This is a genomic window from Microvirga pakistanensis, assembly GCF_004458765.1.
Classification (GTDB): Bacteria; Pseudomonadota; Alphaproteobacteria; order Rhizobiales; family Beijerinckiaceae; genus Microvirga; species Microvirga pakistanensis.
Genome location: NZ_SPJX01000525.1, coordinates 1 through 223 on the forward strand (window position 1 = coordinate 1; position 223 = coordinate 223).

1 protein-coding gene is annotated in these 223 nt (G+C 66.4%); it reads left to right on the plus strand.

Going from position 1 to position 223, the window contains the following annotated elements; genetic code table 11:
• Positions 1-223 (plus strand): patatin-like phospholipase family protein (locus E4K09_RS23665; protein WP_425293878.1); only part of this gene is annotated, 223 nt, incomplete at both ends.

Sequence of the window (223 nt, forward strand, 5' to 3'; positions counted from 1 at the left end):
CGCTGCGGGACACCCTGGAGCGGCTTATCGATTTCGGACGGTTGAACCGGGGCGACATCCGCTTCACCGCCGTCTGCGTCGATTTGGAAACGGGCGACGAGGTTGTCTTCGCTACCGCGCAGGGGGAGGTTGCGCCCGAGCACCTCCTGGCGACATCCGCCATCACGCCCGTCTTCCCGCCGGTCGAAATCGGCGGACGCCTTCTGTGCGATCCGGGCTTCAC